Origin of the sequence: Mesotoga infera (assembly GCF_900157305.1) — a bacterium.
Classification (GTDB): Bacteria; Thermotogota; Thermotogae; order Petrotogales; family Kosmotogaceae; genus Mesotoga; species Mesotoga infera.
Genome location: NZ_LS974202.1, coordinates 2,889,677 through 2,905,716 on the forward strand (window position 1 = coordinate 2,889,677; position 16,040 = coordinate 2,905,716).

Annotated in this window: 13 protein-coding genes; 12 read left to right on the plus strand and 1 reads right to left on the minus strand. The window is 51.2% G+C overall.

Features of this window, described 5'->3' with window-relative positions; all coding sequences use genetic code 11:
• Positions 1-22: 22 nt before the first annotated feature.
• The 4 genes from MESINF_RS13220 (at position 23) to MESINF_RS13235 (ending at position 5,971) form a co-directional block, all read left to right on the plus strand.
• A complete protein-coding gene (locus tag MESINF_RS13220; RefSeq protein WP_169700585.1) occupies positions 23-1,186 on the plus strand; it encodes a UvrD-helicase domain-containing protein in 1,164 nt (387 codons plus the stop codon).
• Between the two features lie 20 nt (positions 1,187-1,206).
• Positions 1,207-2,073, plus strand: coding sequence for a hypothetical protein (locus tag MESINF_RS13225; protein ID WP_169700587.1), 867 nt, complete (start codon positions 1,207-1,209; stop codon positions 2,071-2,073).
• A gap of 1 nt (position 2,074) precedes the next feature.
• Positions 2,075-3,007, plus strand: coding sequence for a DUF1848 domain-containing protein (locus MESINF_RS13230; RefSeq protein WP_169700589.1), 933 nt, complete (start codon positions 2,075-2,077; stop codon positions 3,005-3,007).
• A 315-nt stretch (positions 3,008-3,322) separates the two neighbouring features.
• Complete coding sequence (locus MESINF_RS13235) at positions 3,323-5,971, plus strand: PAS domain S-box protein (RefSeq protein WP_169700592.1); 2,649 nt, start codon at positions 3,323-3,325, stop codon at positions 5,969-5,971.
• A 708-nt stretch (positions 5,972-6,679) separates the two neighbouring features.
• Here MESINF_RS13235 and MESINF_RS13240 read toward each other — a convergent pair.
• Positions 6,680-7,606, minus strand: coding sequence for an ABC transporter ATP-binding protein (locus MESINF_RS13240; protein WP_169700594.1), 927 nt, complete (start codon positions 7,604-7,606; stop codon positions 6,680-6,682).
• 208 nt (positions 7,607-7,814) lie between these two features.
• On the opposite strand from MESINF_RS13240, the gene MESINF_RS13245 reads away from it, so the two are divergent.
• The 8 genes from MESINF_RS13245 to MESINF_RS13280 are packed head-to-tail and all read left to right on the plus strand — an operon-like array spanning position 7,815 to position 16,037.
• Positions 7,815-9,005: a YgeY family selenium metabolism-linked hydrolase gene (locus tag MESINF_RS13245; protein WP_169700596.1), complete on the plus strand. Its 1,191-nt coding sequence runs from the start codon at positions 7,815-7,817 to the stop codon at positions 9,003-9,005.
• Positions 9,006-9,020: 15 nt separating this feature from the next.
• The gene (locus MESINF_RS13250) at positions 9,021-10,010 is read left to right on the plus strand and encodes an ornithine carbamoyltransferase (RefSeq protein WP_169700598.1); all 990 of its coding nucleotides are present in this window, start codon (positions 9,021-9,023) and stop codon (positions 10,008-10,010) included.
• A complete protein-coding gene (locus MESINF_RS13255; RefSeq protein WP_169700600.1) occupies positions 10,007-11,392 on the plus strand; it encodes a dihydroorotase in 1,386 nt (461 codons plus the stop codon). Before MESINF_RS13250 ends, MESINF_RS13255 begins: the two co-directional genes overlap by 4 nt.
• Complete coding sequence (locus MESINF_RS13260) at positions 11,379-12,677, plus strand: amidohydrolase family protein (RefSeq protein ID WP_169700602.1); 1,299 nt, start codon at positions 11,379-11,381, stop codon at positions 12,675-12,677. The genes MESINF_RS13255 and MESINF_RS13260 overlap by 14 nt, the downstream gene beginning before the upstream one ends.
• An 11-nt stretch (positions 12,678-12,688) precedes the next feature.
• A complete protein-coding gene (locus MESINF_RS13265) occupies positions 12,689-13,768 on the plus strand; it encodes a 4Fe-4S binding protein (RefSeq protein WP_231936779.1) in 1,080 nt (359 codons plus the stop codon).
• The gene (gene thrC / locus MESINF_RS13270) at positions 13,765-15,015 is read left to right on the plus strand and encodes a threonine synthase (RefSeq protein ID WP_169700606.1); all 1,251 of its coding nucleotides are present in this window, start codon (positions 13,765-13,767) and stop codon (positions 15,013-15,015) included. The genes MESINF_RS13265 and thrC overlap by 4 nt, the downstream gene beginning before the upstream one ends.
• Entirely contained in the window at positions 14,993-15,466 is a 474-nt protein-coding gene (locus tag MESINF_RS13275; protein WP_169700608.1) for a (2Fe-2S)-binding protein, read from the plus strand. Before thrC ends, MESINF_RS13275 begins: the two co-directional genes overlap by 23 nt.
• Positions 15,453-16,037: a nucleotidyltransferase family protein gene (locus tag MESINF_RS13280; RefSeq protein WP_169700610.1), complete on the plus strand. Its 585-nt coding sequence runs from the start codon at positions 15,453-15,455 to the stop codon at positions 16,035-16,037. The genes MESINF_RS13275 and MESINF_RS13280 overlap by 14 nt, the downstream gene beginning before the upstream one ends.
• Positions 16,038-16,040: the final 3 nt, after the last annotated feature.

The following is a 16,040-nucleotide window of genomic DNA, read 5'->3' on the forward strand; positions in this document are numbered from 1 at the left end:
TTGCAGGAGCGGCCATATAAGGGTGAGAGGTGCCGCCGGTTCAGGTAAGACCCTCACTCTGGCACACAGAGCGGCCAATATCGCCGCTACGGGCAAGAAAGTGCTAGTGGTTACTTTCAACATCACGATGTGGCATTATATAAGAAAGATAATGGATAGAATCCCGCGGGATTTCGACTTCAAAAATATAGTCTTCACTCATTTCCACGAGTTTTGCTTTAGGGAACTGCGCAGGATGGGTATTGAAGGAAACTTACATTCTGGCGAAAGCGATGACGATTTCTTCCAGAACAAACTTCCCGGCCTTGTTAAGAAAGCTCTTGAAAGTGGTAGCAATCCAAGATGGAGAAGAGAGAAGCCCATTTATGATGCAATTCTTATCGACGAAGGTCAGGACTTTTGCTGGAACTGGTATGATTTGCTCTCATCTTATCTTAGTCCCAATAATGAACTTGTCCTCTTCACAGACTCTCGTCAGAACATATATGGAAGAGAGAGCTGGATAGACGAACCGATGCGAAAAGTCCAGTTTCGCGGAGCCTGGAATGAGCTCAAAGATTCCTTTAGAATTAAAGGAATACTCGTGGATGAGCTGAATCGATTTGCCGCGCAATACATCGCGAAGAACACTGAGGATGTTATCGTTGTGTCAGGACAGATCTCTTTGTATAAAGAAATCCTGATATGGGAAGATGTTGCTCAACATGAAGCAAAGGAGGTCTGTTTTTCAGCCTTTGAATACTTCTTCGACAACAAAGTCTCTCCTTCGGATATCACTATTCTGGTAATGGACAGGAATTTCGGTCTGGATCTTGTGAATGTCTTCCAACTAAAAGGTATAAACGTCAACCACATATTTGCCCCAGACCCGGAGTATCGGAAACACTTGAAAGAACTATTCTGGATGAAGAATCCGCTCCTCAAAACATGCACCGTTCATTCGTTCAAAGGTTCGGAATCCAAGTGCGTTATTTTGGTGATACCTGATGAGGGCAACATGGTTTTCAAAAGAGATACAGTCCACAGTATTGTCTATACGGGAATATCCAGAGCACTTGACAGCCTGTGCGTTGTAAACTGTTCAGAAACTTATAGAGGATTTGGTAAAGAGTGGAACAGGCTTCCAATCAAATCCTCGGGAGGGAACTGGCCATTTTTCCGCAAAACAGAGATTATCGAATTCTAATGATTGAAGGGTGAACTGGATTGGATATTACATCTTTTCTGGAAAGTGTCTTCGCTGATTTTTCTTCTTCTATTAAAAGCGTGGATCGCCTCTGTATTCTAAAAACACTGTCATTCTTGAATTCGAGCACACCAGATTACTCCAATCGTATGATTCAGCAGTTGTATCTGCTTAGATACGCGCCGGCATATATATATGAATACGAAGCCTTCTATGAAGCGCTCATGGATCTTGAAGGATCTACCTCCTTTCTCAGGATCTTTTCGATTGGTTCCGGTTCCGGCCTTGACTATTACGGTGCATATCGCGCCATTAAAAAGAAAGGACTCCCTCCCGACTTCCTTTATTATTCAGGGATCGACGTGATCGATTGGTATTACAGAACAACGCTTAATAATCATAGGTACTACTTCTACAAACAAGACGTGACACGACTATATTCCCTGCCCGACAGATTTATAAATGTCCTGTTCTTTCCGAAATCCATAAGTGAGTTTTCAAACGAATCATTTTCCAGGCTTTTCGAAGTCATATGTAACACGGCTTTCTCCCGTGAACAGATCAACATCTGCGCGTCCGTGAGAAGATCACGTCTCGAGGATGATTATAAGAGATTGGTTAAGATCGTGGAATGCCTGCTGCTGAAAGGAGATTACACGCTTGATTTGACGCACAATTCTCTAGAAGATAATGTTCAGGGTGAAAGTATCTTTTACCCCGAAGACATTTTTCATTTCTTGTCGAATCTGAGAGATTACTGTCCTGCATATAGACGGCGTATATGTAGAGGCGAAAGAGACTGTGATACACTCAATCGGAAACCCATGAAAGATACAGGCTATCGGCAATACTGGATAATTAGACTCGTGAGAAAGGAAAGAAACTAGTATGATATTGAGCGTTAGCCGGAGAACCGATATTCCGGCCTTTTACAGCGAATGGTTTTTCAACAGGCTCAAAGAGAGGTTCGCTCTTGTCAGAAACCCCATGAACCCTCACCAGATCAGCAGGGTAGATATATCACCCAAAAATATAGACTGTATAGTTTTATGGTCGAAGGACCCGGAAAAGATGATCGGTAGACTCGACGAACTCGCCGGCTACACCTATTACTTCCAGTTCACCATAACCCCCTACAACAGAGATATAGAGCCCAACCTCAGAGACAAGAGAGAGATTTTCGGGACTTTCGTGAAGCTCTCCGAAATGATCGGCAGGGAGCGCGTAATCTGGAGGTATGACCCGGTGATCGTAACGGACAGGTTCACGCTCGAGTGGCATTTGAAGGCCTTCGAATCTATGGCCGGAAAGCTCTGCAAATACACCGACAAGTGCGTTATCAGTTTCGTGGACCTTTACAGGAAGATACTTCGCAACATCCGGACAGTCGGGGCGAAGGAGCTGGCGGAGGGGGATTTGCAGGCCCTTGCCGGGGGTTTCTCGGATATTGCTAAAGCCAACGATCTGGTTCTTGAGAGCTGCTCGGAACTCGTGGATCTGTCGGCATACGGCATTCAACACGGAAGATGCGTTGACGACAGGCTCATCTCGAAACTGCTCGGAAGGGAACTGACCGTCTCGAATGACAGAAACCAGCGGGAAGCCTGCGGCTGCGTCGAGAGTGTGGATATAGGAGCCTACAACACCTGCCCGAACGGCTGTCTTTATTGCTACGCGAATTACAGCAAGAGTACCGTGGATAAGAACCGTCGGGCTTACGATCCCGACTCTCCAATGCTGTGTGACAGACCCGGAGGAGATGACAGGATAACCATCAGAAAGAAGAAAGAGAGTAAGGATAACCAGACCAAACTTTTCTAGCAACGAGTCTTCGCACAGGGCATTGACGAGTCAAGTCTATGAAATCATGCGAGGATGCAAGCGCGACGCTCTCTTGTATATAATATACCACTCGTCAGCCAGTGATATGGATCTCTGCCATCTCATCTTAGGAGAATGTGACTTTTCGATTCGGCGGACGTTAAAAAAGAATTTTACGTTATTAGAACTATCTGGATCTCTATGTCAAACCATTGCCCGGAGTTTGTTTAGAGAAAATCAAGTGGTACAATCAAAAGATCGATTCACGATTTTCCATTGTTTAAAGCGGAGAAATGCAGGTGTCACGGAGGTTTTATGAAGTCTTTTGCCGATCTTGCCAATTATATCGTTGATATGGTATTTGTTTCCGATATGCAAGCCAAAATACTCTATGTAAACGATGCCGTGATAAACACTTACGGTTTTTCCAGAGAGGATTTGCTTGGCAAGTCCATATTAACCATTCAAAATGAGATTTCAGAGGAATTCTTCAAAGAATTCTGGTCAAAAGCCGCCATAGGCACTTCCAGAACGATCGAAAGCCTGCATTATCGTAAAAACGGTGATTCCCTTCCCGTAGAGATACACTCTATTCTGATTGAAGACGATGGCGAAAGACTGGTAGTGAGCACTGTAAGAGATATAACGCGACGAAAGCGAGATGAAATGCTTCTTAAAGAGAAGAACCTTCAGCTTCAGGCTCTTGTAGATGCCCCAACCGAATCACTGTTTCAGATAGATCCTTCAGGAAGGGTTATAACTGCAAATCAGACTCTCTGCAAAAGGCTTGGTACTGATCTTGAGTCGCTGATCGGTAAGAATATATATGATTTCGTCCCGCGAGAACTCGCTCAGGCGAGGAAGATTCACGCCGAAGAAGTTCTGAAAACGGGAAAGCCCAGGGTGATCGAGGACCGGCGAGAGGGAATTGTGCTGAAAACAACTATATACCCGGTATTCGGTCAGGATGGGCGGGTCGAAAGCCTTGTTCTCTTTGCTGAAGATATAACGGCAAGCAAAAAAGCTGAAGAGGAACTGAAGGAGAGCGAAAGCAGAGTAAGAAAGAAACTCAAGGCGATTCTCGATCCCGAAAGTGAGATTGAGGACCTGGAACTTGAAGATATATTTGACTTCGAGGCCATTCAGTCTATGATGAACGACTTCTACAGGTTGACGAATATCGGAATGGCGATCATCGACATCCACGGCAAGATACTTGTTGCCACAGGTTGGCAGGAGATCTGCACAAAGTACCATCGTATGAACCCCGAGACGCTCAGAAACTGTCTTCACAGTGATCTCGAACTCTCCAAAGGCATAGTACCGGGAACTTTTAAGCTCTACAAATGCGCCAACAATATGTGGGATATGGCAACTCCGATAATTGTGGGCGATTCTCATCTGGGGAATCTATTTCTGGGGCAGTTCTTCATTGAAGATGAAAGTCTCGATTACGAACTCTTCCGGAGACAGGCAAGAAAGTATGGTTTCAACGAAGACGAGTATATAAAGGCGCTTGATAAAGTACCCGTATGGAGCCGGGAAACTATCGATACCGTGATGACCTTCTACTCGAAGTTTGCAAAAATGGTTTCCACTCTCAGTTTTGCAAATATCAAGCTTGCAAGGACACTCTCTGAAAGAGACGGTCTTCTTCAAACGGTAGAAAAAAAGGAGAGCAAATTCAGAAGATACTTGGAGAGCGCGCCGGATGGAATTTTCGTCTCAGATGAGAGAGGAAACTTTACCGATGTTAACGAAGCTTCCAGCAGAATAACCGGATATACGAGAGAAGAGTTGCTGAATATGAACCTGCTAAAGTTGATCCATCCCGAGAGTCTTGATGATGCCAAAGAACATTTCAGGAAGACTGTCGAGACCGGTGAAGCTGAAGGAATAGTCTCATTTGTAAAGAAGAATGGCGAGAAGGGCTACTGGAACGTCAGGGCGGTAAGGCTGGACGATACCAGTTTCATAGGATTCGTCAGTGACGTGACCGATCTCTTAATGAGCCAGGAAGCTCTGAGAAAGTCCGAGGAAGAGAAATCTTTGATACTCAACGCAACCAAAGAAAGTATAGTTTATTACGACAGGGATCTCAGAATAAACTGGATCAACAGAGCTATGTCGAAACGTCTGGGTGTTGAAGTCGGCGACCTGATAGGAAAGAAGTGCTTCATGATATGGAAAGCCGGTGAGAAATGCGACGACTGCATACTGGAAAAGGTAATTAAAAGCCGCGAGCAGAAAAAAACAGAACTCACCAACGAAATGGGCGAGTACTGGCTTGTGAGGGCCTACCCAGTTATAGGGCCGGACGGAGATGTTACGGGTGTTGTAGAAGTCAGTGAAGATATTACCGAGAGAAAGCGTGCTTCAAAAAAGCTGGAAGCGGCCTTCGACGCATTGGTCCGCATCGCGTCCGATATAGTTAGTGCAAAAGATCCTTACACGGCCGGCCACCAGAAGAATGTGAGCGATCTGGCCGTGGCCATCGGGAAGAAAATGGGTCTGAATGATGAAACTCTTACCTGCCTCAAATTTGCCGGCCTGCTCCATGATATAGGAAAGATTTCGATTCCGTCGGAGATTTTGACGAGACCGGTAAAGCTAAGCAATATAGAGTTGAGCCTTATAAAGGAGCATTCGAGAAACGGCTACAACATTCTTAAGGATATAGACCTGCCCTGGCCTATCGCCGATATAGTACTGCAGCACCACGAAAGACTCGACGGGTCTGGCTATCCGAACGGTCTGAAAAACGATGAAATAAGGCTTGAATCAAGAATAATAGCGGTTGCCGATGTGGTTGAGGCTATAACTTCCCACAGACCTTACAGACAGGCTCTGGGAATCGAGCACGCCCTGAATGAGATAAAGAAAAATTCAGGCATACTGTACGATCCCGCTGTCGTGGAAGCCTGCGTACAGGTTTTCGAGGACGGTTACCTGCTGACAGTTTAGCGAAAATTTATGCTACTCAAAACTTCAAACTTCCAAAGCACCACCGACTTTTACCGGATGGGTTCACCTGCTTCAGAGAGGTCTCTAATACCCGTCAAAAAGACGGACGAGAAGAACGAGAAGAGCCGTCCATCGTCCAAGAGCCTGAACCCGTCCTTGGGGACCTGAGGCTAGAGGTAAGAGGCGGGAGGTGTGAAGAGCGTGAAGATCTTGATCTTCTTACCTCTGACCTCATACCTCTTACCTCTGTTTAGAGACGGACTAGAAGAGCGAGATCCCGTATAGGAGCACTACGGGATGACAGTACGGGGACACCACGGGATGACAGTCTTACTCCCTTCCCGTCATTATGAGCTTGACTCAGAATCACGGTTTTCTAAGGAGTGGATCCCGGATCGGGGTCCAGGATGACAGCCCCTTCGGGTCATCCTGACGTGCTCCCAGTTAGGATCCCGGTCTTCGCGAAAAATGGGACAGACGTCAGGAGCCCGTCAGTCCCCATTTTCGCGGTCTTTCCTCCCTTCCCGTCATGCCGGACACTGATCCGGCATCCCCGCTCTTTCCTCTGTCTTGAACCAAGAACGAGGAACCTGAACGCACAGCGTCGGAACGAGAAACTGCTCTTCCAAGGATGGCTTTTTGCTCTTGCGAACGAAGAACAAAGCTCCTAGCTCCGCAACGAAAAACCGCTCTTCCGAAGGACGGCTCTTACACTTTTTCGAAGGAGTTTTTTATCCTGATTTTAACGTCGGATTTTTCTCTGCATTCGACGGGAAGAAGTAGCACTACTTCTTGGCCCTCCATTTTTCCGTTGCAAAGGATTCGTTTCGAGTCGTAGGGGCCGCAGTGTTCAAGCGTTACATAGCTTCCGTTTTCGTCGATCTCGACATCCTGGGGCCTGAAAACTGCACTACCCACCCTGTTGATACCCATGGTCGAAAAGAGTTCCATCACAAAGTAAGAGGCTGGACTGGTGTAAATTTCGCGGGGTTCGCCGCTCTGAACGAACACTCCCTCTTTCATGACGTAAATCCGATCGGTTATCGCCAACGCGTCTTCCGGGTCGTTGAGAACTATCAGTACCGATTCGCCTATAGCCATTAACAAGCGTTTTATCATCGCCCTTAGTTCCGTTCTGATCTTTTTGTCGAGCCTTTCGAAGGGTTCATCCATGAGGATCAGGTTGAACTTCTTCACCGTCTCGCGAGCGATCGCGGTCAGTTTTTTCATGCCGGCTGGCAGTTCCTTCGGCCAACGGTCCAGGTAGTCGGTCAGACCGTCGAGTTCGGCCGCCTTTTTCTGCACTTTCTCTTCGGTCTGGGGGTCTTTCTTGATCTTCAGGGGGAAGGCTATATTGTTGTGTGTGTCGAAGTGCGGAAAGAGTGCGTTGTCCTGGAAGACGAAGGCCAGTCCCCTCAGGTGGGGCTCGAGATAAGTGACATCCTTTCCGTCTATGAAGACCTGCCCGGTCACGGGCTCCTGAAGACCTGCTATGGTTCTTAGCAGGAGCGTCTTGCCGCATCCGGAAGGTCCTATGAGGCCCACTATCTCTTTTTTGCCCACGTTCAGATCTACCGGCCCCAGTTCGAAAGTGCCGATTCTGGCTTTCAGGTTCACGACTTTGAGAGTATCCATCAGATCACCTCCCCAAAGAGATTATAGTACGCTGGCAGTCAATTTCGATAAGAAAGAGAGTCTTTTCCGCAAGCGGGTAAGAGTGTCGCCATATAAGGACGCACAGAACCTTTGCGGGCTGTTGATAGGGAAGGATGGTCTCTAGCCGTTCTTCATACGGCACACAAATCCGGTTATAATAGTAAAAACAATTCAGGGAGCTGATAGCGTGAAGGGTAGTCTTCTATCTAAAGCGGAAAGTTACAGAGACGATCTGGCAAATTTTTTGAGGGATCTGGTGAGTATAAAAAGCTTCTCGGCCGGTGAACGCGAAGCGGTCGAAAGGATAAGACGGGAAATGGAGAAGGTTGGCTTCGACGAGGTGATAGTCGATGGTCTGGGAAACATCCTCGGCCGGATAGGCAACGGCAAAAAGGTGATAGCCATGGATGCCCACATCGACACTGTAGAGGTCGGGAACGAGAAGCTCTGGAAGGTCGATCCCTTCTCGGGAGAGATGAAGGACGGCGTAATATACGGCAGAGGCGCCTCCGATCAGAAGGCCGGAATGGCCGCCATGGTCTATGGCGCGAAAATTATGATGGAGGAAGGGCTAACGGGTGATTTCACTCTCTATGTTACGGGGACTGTCATGGAGGAGGACTGCGATGGTCTCTGCTGGAGATACATTATCGAACGCGACGGTATAAGGCCGGACTTCGTGGTCATAACCGAGCCGACCAATCTAAACATCTATCGTGGCCATCGCGGCAGAATGGAGCTCCAGATAAGGACGGTGGGCCGTTCCTGTCACGCCAGCGCCCCGGAGAGAGGAGTTAACGCGATATACAAAATGGCCAGGATCATAGCCGAAATAGAGAGGCTCAACGAAAGACTGAAAGACGATCGCTTCCTCGGAAAGGGGACGATCGCTGTCACGCAGATCTTCTTCAAATCGCCTTCACAGAATGCCGTCGCCGACGAGTGTACGATCCAGCTGGACAGAAGGTTGACAGCCGGAGAGACCAAGGAATCGGTGGTAGAGGAGTTGAAAGGGGCTATCGCCCTGGCCGGCGAAGAGGCCGAGATAATCGAACTATTCTATGACAGGCCTTCTTACACGGGGCTCTCTTTCCCGGTCGAGAAGTACTTCCCGACGTGGGTGATGGAGGAGGATTCAGGGATAGTCAGGAAAACTGTCGCCACTTACAGGGAGGTCTTCGGAGCGGACCCGCTGGTAGATAAATGGACCTTTTCGACGAACGGGATCGCGACTGCCGGGGTCTTCTCGATACCCACTATCGGCTTCGGACCGGCCAACGAGATCTACGCCCATAGTCCAGACGATCAGTGCCCGGTCGATCATCTCGTCAGGGCGGCGGCGATGTACGCACTATTGCCCTTGAGGCTTTCACAATAGAGCTGGAGGTAAAATATGAGCAGCATGCTTAGAGGAAAGGATTTCATAACCACGCAGGATTTCGACAGGACAGAGATCGATCTGATGCTGGACCTGTCCTCGGATCTGAAGAGAAGGTTCGCGATCAACGAGCCCACTCCCCTACTGCCTTACCAGACCGTCTTTTTGATGTTTTTCGATCAATCGACTCGAACCAGAAACTCCATGGAGGCCGGCATTACGCAGTTGGGAGGTCACGCCCACTATCTCGATCCTTCCACGATGCAAACGGCCCACGGAGAGGTTCCCAGAGATACGGCTATGATTCTTTCCAGGTACGGCCACGCGATAGCCGTGAGACACTGCAAGTTCAAGGCAGGAAACCAGTATTTGAGAACCCTGGCCAGATACTCGGACGTCCCGATACTGAACCTTCAAGATGACATCTACCACCCGATGCAGGTGATGGCCGACATGATGACCATTCGCGAACGCTTCGGAACCAATCTCAAAGGGTTGAAGGTAGCCATAACCTGGGCTTACGCCGAGAGCCATCTGAAGCCTCTTTCAGTTCCACAGTCGCAAATACTCCTCTTTACCAGATACGGGATGGACGTTAGGCTCGCCTATCCTGAAGGCTTCGATCTAATGCCCGATATCGTGGAGCAGGCGAAGTCGAACGCCCTCGAGAGCGGGGCGAAATTCGAGATCCTTCACGACATGGACGAGGCTTTCAAGGACGCTGATATAGTCATTCCAAAGTCCTGGGGCGGTTTTTACGTCTCGGAAAACACGGACGAGATCATGACGGAGGTCAGGAAAAACAGGGACTGGATCTGCACACCCGAAAGGATGAAACTGGCCGGCAAGAGAGCCGTTTACATGCACGCGCTTCCGGCCGACAGGGGCAGAGAAGTGGTGGACGAAGTGATAGACGGTCCGCAATCGATAGTGATAGACGAGGCCGAGAACAGGCTCCACACGGCCAAAGCGATAATGGCCCTGACGATGGGCGGCAGGCCATGATCTACGACCTTGCCCTGGAGAATGGAACGGTCTGCAACGGGGAGGAGCTCTTCCCGGCAAACGTGTATATCCGGGACGAGGTCATCGAGCTTATAACCGGGCGAAAGATGAAATTCCAGGCCAGGCAGTCGTTGGACTGCTCTGGCCTTTATTTGCTTCCCGGTTTCATAGATCCCCACGTTCACTTCGATCTCTTCCTGGGCAAATATACCTCCCGCGACGATTTCGATTCGGGCTCGGCTCTGGCGCTCAGTGGTGGCGTGACGACAGTAATCGATTTCCTTGATCCCGTGAGAACGCTCGAAAAGTTGAAAGAGGCCGTTCAGAGGCGAATGAGGTCTTCCAGAACCAGTCGGGTCGATTACGCCTTTCACGTAACTCTTGCAGGCAACCCTGAGTTCACGCCCCGGGCGATAGCCGATGCCGCCATAAATCTGGGAATGCCATCGATCAAAGTCTTCACCACTTACAGCGGCTCGGGCAGGAGGACCAACGATGGGACGCTTCTAGAACTTCTCGCCCTTTCGAGGTCGAAAGGCCTGGTGGTCCTCGCCCACGCAGAAAACGACGAAATAATACTTGCGCGCGAGAGAGAACTGCGGAGAGACCGCGAACCGACTCACAGGGATCTGCCGCACCTCCGGCCGGTGATAACCGAGCTCTCGGAGGTGGTGAAACTGATACAGCTATCGAAAAGTGTCGATGGACAGCTCTATGTGGTGCACGTCTCCAGTGGAGATACCGTAGAGGCAGTATCATTAATGAATACAGAATGGAAAAATAATTCTGTTCTTGAAACCTGCCCCCAATACCTGATGTTGAACGACGAGGCCCTCGATGACGAGTCGGGCTTTTTGAACACCTACTGTCCCCCTGCCAGGAGCGAGAGGGAGAGAAGGCTTTTGGTGCGCGGGCTTCTCGAGGGGAATATTGGATCGATAGGAACCGACCACTGCCCCTTCACAACGCAAGACAAGAGAGAGAGCTTCTCCTCGATACCTTTCGGCACGGGATCGCTGGGGCTCTCATTCCCAGTGTTGAACACTCTTTTTGACGGAGATCTCGTGAAGGTGGCGTCGCTCCTATCGATCAACCCGGCCCGGTTGCTCGGTCTCTACCCGGAAAGGGGAACGATCGTGCCGGGACGGACGGCCGACATAGCGGTAGTGAACAGGGAAAGGTCGTACAACTATTCCAGATCACCTCTAACCCGGAGCGATCACTCGCTCTTCGAGGGTATGTCGCTGAGGGGAGAGGTGGTGGCGACCGTGATGAGGGGAAGGCTGGCCTTCCACGAGAACAGGGTTTTACTTGAGGCTGGAAGCGGGAGGTTTATCGAGAGAAAGAGAGTTTTATGGGGGGATCGAAGTGCAGCTGAATAACGTTTCCATATACACCAATGACGGAGAGTTCATAGAACGTGGCTACGTGACCATCGAAGGTGGCGAGATAGTCGCGGTGGGGGCGGGAGAGAGAAGGTACGAAGGCGAGAATCTCGATTTTTCTGGCAGACTCGTTATGCCCTCTTTCGTTAACGCCCACACCCACATTTACTCGACTCTCTCTAGAGGGATGAGACTCTCCCGTTTCAATCCGGGCTCCTTCACCGAACTTCTGGAGCAGCTATGGTGGCGGCTCGACCGTTCGCTCACGCTGGAAGAGCTGAGGATAAGCGGCTATGTCGCCTCGATAGAATCGCTCAAGAGCGGCGTCACGACGCTCTTCGACCACAGCTCCTCGCCAAATGCGATAAACGGCTCGCTGGAGACGATCGCCGGAGCGGTGAACGAGACCGGCCTAAGGTACTGCGGGGCCTACGAGGTCTCCGACAGGGACGGCACGAAGGCGCGCGATGAGGGTATAAGGGAGAATATGGAGTTTTCGCGCTTCAACACTCCTTTCCGCAGGGGCTTCTTCGGAATGCACGCTTCGCTGACGCTGTCGAGGGAGACTCTGTCGCTTGTGTCGAAAGAGGTCTCCGGCTCGATCCCGATTCATGTGCATATCGCTGAAGGGCCGGAAGACCAGGAGAGGAGTCTTTCGCTCTACGACCAGAGAGTGCTGGAGAGATTTCACAGAAGCGGCCTGATGAGTCCGGGCTCTATATACGCCCACTGTATCCACACCACGCCCGAAGAGAGAGAGTTGATTCCCAAGACTGGCGGAAATTTAGTGGTGAACGTCCAGTCGAACACGAACAACGGAGTAGGTCTGCCGGACTGGAAGAGCTTTTTAAGAGAGGGTATCGAAACGGCTATCGGGAACGACGGCTACGGTTTCAACCTCTGCCACGATGTGAGGTTCGCACTTCTTGCGCCCCATTACCTCTCCAGAGATCCGAGGGTGTCGGGTAGCCAGGACCTGAAAGATACGCTTTTCGGAGCCAATTACCGTCTGGCAACCAGGACTTTCGGAGCAAATCTCGGAACCGTTCGCGAGGGAAGCGCGGCCGACCTGGTCGTGATCGATTACTCCAGTCCGACGCCGGTAAAGGCCGGGAACTTTCTCGATCATTACTTCTTTGGGATCTGTGATAACATTAAGGTTACGGACGTCTTTGTCTCCGGAAGGCATGTACTCTCCGGCGGAAGGGCGACGCTGGTCGATGAAGAAGAGATCTACTCTGAGGCCAGAAGACTCTCGTTAAATCTATGGAAGAGAATATAGGGGGCGATACTGTGGACCTGTCCGCAAGACTCGGCAAACTATCACTCTCCAATCCCGTGATGCCCGCTTCGGGGCCGCTGACGGGCGACGATAAAAAGATGCTCTCGATAGCCGCATTCGGCGTCGGGGCGATGGTGACCAAGACTATCTCCACCGTGGCTGCGAAAGTGCCGCGGCCGTGCATAATCGCCACGAACAGTTACGTCGTCAACACTGAGCTCTGGAGCGAGTTCCCTTACGAAAGATGGCTCGAAGAATTCATTCCGGCTTTCAGGGGTGAATCAGATCTTCCGCTGATCGTCAGTTTGGGATATTCGCCGAACGATCTCGAAAAGCTGGTGCCCCTTTTCGATAAATACGCCGACGCCTTCGAGCTATCTACCCATTACGTGGCCGACGATCCATCGCTGATGGAGGAGCTGATATCGGCCGTCAAGAGAAACAGCGACCGGCCGGTTTTTTTGAAACTCGACCCTTCCGTGAACGATCCAGCCGTCATGGTACGGGCGATCGAAAAGGCCGGGGGTGATGGCGTGGTGGCCATAAACTCGCTCGGCCCGGTCTATCCTTACGACGCCACGCTGAAGCGTTCGCCCATGGGAAGCGGGGACGGCTTCGGTTGGATCAGCGGTCCGGCGATCAAGACGCTGGCTCTCTCGATGGTCAGAAGAATACGCGAGGTCACCTGCCTCCCCGTTATAGGCGTGGGAGGCATCGCGAGCGCGGGGGACGTGGTCGATTTTTTGAGCGCCGGTGCCGACGCGGTGCAACTGCTTTCCGGAGCGTTGATAAAGGGAAAGGATATATACTCGAGAATAATCTCCGACCTTCCGAAGGTTCTGGAGAGCAGGGGCTTTCACAGTGTCGCGGAGGCGGTCTCAAGCGTCCGGCAGCCAGGTCTATCCTTCGAGGTGCGCAATCCGGCGATCGATCACGATAAGTGCACCAGGTGTGGTCTTTGCGTTTCGGTCTGCCCTTACTTCGCCCTCTCGCTGAACGGGATGGTGGAGGTCGATAGGGAGTCATGTTTCGGTTGCGGGCTCTGTCAGTCGCGTTGCCCGGTCGGTGCGATCGGGGGTGTGCTGATTTGAGTAAGTACCGCCTAAGGTGCATAACCTGCTCGCAAGAGTACGACCCGGCGGAGGTGGAGTACACCTGCCCGGTCTGTGGCGATAGAAAGGGTACGCTGGAAGTGATCTATGATTTCGATATCGTCAGGCGTGAGTATTCGAGAAACAGGTTCGATTTAGGCAAAAACGGAATCTGGGCCTTCGATTTTCTCCTCCCCTTCGAGGGCGATCATTTCAAGCCGAACCTGCTGGTGGGCAACACTCCGCTTTACAGGTGCGATAATCTCTCGCGGAAGTACGGGGTAGGAGAAGTGTTCATAAAGGACGATGGAAGAAATCCCACGGCCTCCTTCAAAGACAGGGCAAGCTCGGTGGTCGTGGCCAAGGCCGTCGAGAAGGGTTACGGAACGGTCTTCTGCGCCTCGACAGGCAACGCCGCGAGTTCTCTCTCGGGCATGGCTGCAGTTTCGGGGCTCGAGAGCGTCATCTTCGTCCCGGCGACGGCACCACAGGCCAAGCTGACACAGCTCCAGGTTTACGGCTCGAAGGTTCTGGCGATAGAGGACAGCTACGATAGGGCTTTCGATCTGTCGATGGAGATCGGTCTTTCAAGGGGTTGGTACTGCCGCAACAGTGCCATAAATCCGTATCTGCTGGAAGGGAAAAAGACCTGCGCGCTCGAGTTGGCCTTTTCGATGATTGGCGGGCTTCCCGATTATGTTTTCGTCTCGGCCGGCGACGGCACGGTTTTATCCAGCTTCCACAAGGGTTTCGACGACCTGAGGGAGATGGGAGTGATCGACAGGCTTCCAATCATTGTAGGGGTCCAGGCCTCTGGCGCGGCTGCGATAAAGAAGACTTACGAAGCCGGTTTCCCCTTCGAGCCGATCGATATTCGGGCCAACTCGGTTGCCGACAGCATCTGCGTGGGCAAGCCGAGGGACGTGGTGAAGGCCTGTTGTTACACGCACAAGAACAAAGGTATGTTGATAGATGTTTCCGATAAGGAAATTCTTGAGGGTATAATCGAAATGGCCAGAGAAAGCGGCGTCTTCGCAGAACCAGCCGGTGCGACAGCCCTGGCCGGGTTCAAGAAGTGCGCGCGGCAGGGCCTGCTGGCCCGTGATAGCAGGGTCGTGGTCGTGGTGACGGGTAACGGTCTCAAAGATCTCAAAAGCCCTTCGTCGATCATGCCGGAACTTCGCAGGTTATCGCCCGAAAGAGAGGTTATCGAGGAGGCAATAGGTGAAGATCGATTTCAAGCTTAATGGTAGGGATTACTCTCTGGAAGTGAGAGATGACATGAGGCTGCTGGACTTCCTCAGGGAAGAGCTGAAACTCACCGGAACCAAGGAAGGTTGCGGCGAAGGTGAATGTGGAGCCTGCACGGTGATAATCGACGGCAAGGCCGTCAACTCCTGCCTGGTTCTTGCGCCGGAAATAGACGGAAAGGAAGTAATTACGGTGGAGGGCCTGGAAAGAGACGGCCGGCTGCATCCCCTTCAGGAGTCGTTCATAGAAAAGGGGGCCATACAGTGCGGATTCTGCACGCCCGGCATGCTGATGTCGGCCAAGGCGCTTCTGGACAGAAATCCAGACCCATCTGACGAAGAGATAATGGAGGCCATAGAGGGGAACCTCTGCCGTTGCACGGGCTACTACAAGATAGTGCAGGCTATAAGGGCCGCGGCCGAAAAATCGAAAAATGGTGAAGTCTGAGAAATCTGAGAACGTTGCGTTGATCCTTCTGGCGGCTGGCACTTCGAGCCGCTTCAAGTCTGAAAAGCTGACAGCCTTCCTGAAAGGCAAAAGACTTTTGCAGTGGGCGATCGACAGTCTCGGCCCCCTCGAACTGGAAAAGATACTGGTGGTCAAGCCGGGCTTTCCGCTCGGACTCTTTTCCACCGACGGGTTCAGGGTAGTGGTGAATTACGATTACCGGACGGGAATCGCCTCCAGTGTAAAGGCCGGATTGAAGAGCATCGATCCACGGTCGGAAGGATTGGTTCTGACGCTGGGCGATATGCCCTACATAGAGCGGAGGGACGTCGAGAGGCTCCTCGCCGAGGCCCCGCGTGGAAGGGAGATGACGGCCTTCGCTTTTCAGGGCGCAAAAGGCTTTCCCACTTTCGTTCCGCGGGAACTATTCCCCGAGCTTTCAAAGATCGAAGGGGATAGAGGGGCCTTCGCGCTGGTCAAGGAAGGGATCGCAAATTTCAGATCCATACGGGGAGAGAAACGTCATACGGTGGATATAGATCTTCCGGAGGATATAGAGGGTAAGTCTTGAGCG

What these genes read in the sequence shown, in the direction of transcription:
- MESINF_RS13230 (WP_169700589.1), top strand. Translation starts at nt 2,075, where the DNA reads ATGATATTGAGCGTTAGCCGGAGAACCGATATTCCGGCCTTTTACAGC.
- MESINF_RS13235 (WP_169700592.1), top strand. Translation starts at nt 3,323, where the DNA reads ATGAAGTCTTTTGCCGATCTTGCCAATTATATCGTTGATATGGTATTT.
- MESINF_RS13240 (WP_169700594.1), bottom strand. Translation starts at nt 7,606, where the DNA reads ATGGATACTCTCAAAGTCGTGAACCTGAAAGCCAGAATCGGCACTTTC.
- MESINF_RS13250 (WP_169700598.1), top strand. Translation starts at nt 9,021, where the DNA reads ATGAGCAGCATGCTTAGAGGAAAGGATTTCATAACCACGCAGGATTTC.
- MESINF_RS13255 (WP_169700600.1), top strand. Translation starts at nt 10,007, where the DNA reads ATGATCTACGACCTTGCCCTGGAGAATGGAACGGTCTGCAACGGGGAG.
- MESINF_RS13280 (WP_169700610.1), top strand. Translation starts at nt 15,453, where the DNA reads ATGGTGAAGTCTGAGAAATCTGAGAACGTTGCGTTGATCCTTCTGGCG.